The sequence below is a fragment of the Neobacillus niacini NBRC 15566 genome, from assembly GCF_001591505.1.
Classification (GTDB): Bacteria; Bacillota; Bacilli; order Bacillales; family Cytobacillaceae; genus Neobacillus; species Neobacillus niacini.
Genome location: NZ_BCVA01000099.1, coordinates 1 through 2,763, shown reverse-complemented (window position 1 = coordinate 2,763; position 2,763 = coordinate 1). Strand labels below are relative to the sequence as shown.

General features: G+C 37.0%; 3 protein-coding genes. 1 reads left to right on the top strand and 2 read right to left on the bottom strand.

The genetic code is table 11. The features are described from left to right. Nucleotides 1–19: 19 nt before the first annotated feature. Nucleotides 20–889, bottom strand: coding sequence for a hypothetical protein (locus BANA01_RS28765; protein WP_063255659.1), 870 nt, complete (start codon nt 887–889; stop codon nt 20–22). Nucleotides 890–1,063: 174 nt separating this feature from the next. On the opposite strand from BANA01_RS28765, the gene BANA01_RS28760 reads away from it, so the two are divergent. Continuing rightward, nucleotides 1,064–2,446: an L-cystine transporter gene (locus BANA01_RS28760; RefSeq protein ID WP_063255658.1), complete on the top strand. Its 1,383-nt coding sequence runs from the start codon at nt 1,064–1,066 to the stop codon at nt 2,444–2,446. A 79-nt stretch (nt 2,447–2,525) separates the two neighbouring features. On the opposite strand, the gene BANA01_RS30240 is transcribed toward BANA01_RS28760, so the two are convergent. Next, on the bottom strand, nt 2,526–2,763 hold a 238-nt coding region (locus BANA01_RS30240), incomplete at its 5' end, for a hypothetical protein (protein ID WP_218008438.1).

The following is a 2,763-nucleotide window of genomic DNA, read 5'->3' as shown; positions in this document are numbered from 1 at the left end:
ATCAAATCGTATGCTCAATCTAATCCCCAGGGTTAGGCATTTTTTTTGGCCCACCTGTTAAGTGTTTGCTAATGATTAAACTGAATTTTAATACAAAAACAGACAGTAAGACGTAATACGCTAGGTCCCACCACACTTGGCTGTGGAGGATTTCTGCCTTTTTAAGAATAAGGTTTACCACGTATGTTAAACATACAGTTACCACATACTTAAACCATTTTAGTTTCCAATGTTGTTTGACTATCCAAACATAGAAAAGACAGGCTGATAAGTAATAGATAGCGCCAAAAGCAGTAGTATCCTTTGAATGGGTATCAAACAAGCCCAGTTCATAATAGCGAGACGAAAAAAACATAACAGGTATGAATTGCAAAGTTGCTGATACTGGACTGATTATTAAGTATAGAAAAATGGAGTGGAGTTTCCCTTGTAACGGCTGGAAGAACAATCGATAGCACACTTTTGCTAAAGGAAAATATACAAGAAGAAGACCAAGTGTCGTATATCCAATTTTCCACCAATTATGTTTATAGATTTCAAGCTTAAGGAATAACCATTCAATACCTGCAAAAAAACTGACAAAATATAGAATCCAGAGCCAATTTTTTCGAAAAGTCGCTATAAATGTAGCAGCAGCAGGTAATGCCAGTGCATTCGAGGCAATGGCTCCCATATTACTATCATAGAAGGAATCGTGTTTAATAAGTTTAGGATAATACTGGTAGCTATGTCCGAAGTTATATATCACAGTTTCTATAATATACCCCAGACCCACCATAGTAAGAAAAAGCAGTAAACTTCGAGGATCTTTAGTTTTTTGATACACATAAATCAACAGAAGAGTACTTAAGATACCTAATCCCAGATACCAATAGGAATTAAACTCCATAATTATATCTCCTTCTGTTTTAATCGTTAGCAGGTAGTATCCATCAAAGTGTTTATTTTATACAAAATAAAAAAACACATTAATCCTACTTGACCTATAGGAATAAATATATTAGTATTCTCATAGACTATTTTACGCAACAAAAAATATATATAACATAAGGGGGGAAACAAGATGAATGCATTTCTTATTATTGTGAATGTTGCTGTATTGCTCTTGCTCATGGTTGTTTTACGCATGATGGCAAAGAAACATGTATCATTCTCAAAACGTGTATTCACTGGTTTAGGTTTAGGTCTTATCTTTGGTTTTATTATTCATTTAATTTACGGTACAGATTCCGAGGTAACAACGAGTACAATTGACTGGTTTAGCATTGTGGGAACTGGTTATGTAAAGCTATTACAAATGATTGTTATGCCGCTTGTATTTATTTCAATTGTAGGAGCTTTTACGAAATTAAAATTAACGAAAAACATTGGAAAAATCAGTGTCCTTGTAATTGGTATTCTTCTTGGAACAACTGCTATTTCTGCTGCGATAGGTATTGGAACTTCATTAGGCTTTGGCCTTGATGGCATTGAGCTGACAGCAGGGGAGGCGGAAAATGCCCGAAATGAGGCATTGGCAGAAAGAGCAGCGACGGTTGAAACGATGACTGCACCACAGCAAATTCTTGAAATGTTCCCTAGTAATCCATTCTTAGACTTAACAGGTGCACGTGCAACTTCTACGATTGCAGTAGTAATCTTTGCCGCTTTCATCGGAATTGCCTACCTAGGCGTTAAACGAAAAGAACCGGAGCATGCAGATTTATTTGCTAAAATTATCGATACTTTATATTCAGTAACGATGAGGGTAGTAACACTTATCCTTCGTTTAACACCATACGGTATTCTTGCGATTATTACAAAGGTTGCAGCAACAAGTAACTATGACGCGATTGTAAAATTAGGTAAGTTTGTTATTGCTTCCTATGTAGCACTTATTCTCGTATTTATTGTTCATTTATTGTTATTAGCAATTGCAAAAATTAACCCAGTTAACTATGTAAAAAAAGCATTACCAACTTTAACATTTGCCTTCACTTCAAGGTCAAGTGCAGGTACCCTGCCTTTGACGATTAAAACGCAAACGAAAGACCTTGGTGTCTCTGAAGGGATTGCAAACTTTGCAGGTTCATTTGGACTTTCAATCGGTCAAAACGGGTGTGCGGGGGTATATCCTGCAATGTTAGCCGTTATGGTTGCACCAGCAGCAGGAATCGATCCATTAAGCCCAGGATTTATTATTTCATTAATTATTGTGGTTGCGATTAGTTCATTCGGTGTAGCAGGAGTGGGCGGCGGTGCAACATTCGCAGCGCTAATCGTACTATCTGTTATGAATCTTCCAATTGCGATTGTGGGTCTCCTAATCTCAGTCGAGCCACTAATTGACATGGGACGTACAGCACTAAACGTAAGCGGAGCCATCACATCCGGAGTCCTAACAAGCAAAGCAACGGGAGAATTCGATAAAGAAGTATATCAACAACCAAATATTGTTGAAGCTTAAAAAGGGATCACATTGGTGACAACATTGGTGACAGGCACCACTCGTGGACACAGTCCGTGTGGTATGGACACTTTGGGAATTACTGGATAGTCTTTATGGCTATCCAGTTTTTTTTAGTGTGAAAATTAATTAAACGTTTGATTAGATTGGAAGGTAAACTAATCAAACGCTTGATTAAAAAGGCATGAAGCCTTGGGAATATTGGTTTTATTATATATAGTGTTCTTCTATGAAAACTAATTAAACGTTTGATTAGATCGGAAGGTAAACTAATCAAACGCTTGATTAAATCGTCATGAAGCCTTGGAAATATTGGG

Excerpts from the sequence above, each read along its gene's own strand:
- BANA01_RS28765 (WP_063255659.1), bottom strand. The coding sequence starts at position 889 with ATGGAGTTTAATTCCTATTGGTATCTGGGATTAGGTATCTTAAGTACT.
- BANA01_RS28760 (WP_063255658.1), top strand. The coding sequence starts at position 1,064 with ATGAATGCATTTCTTATTATTGTGAATGTTGCTGTATTGCTCTTGCTC.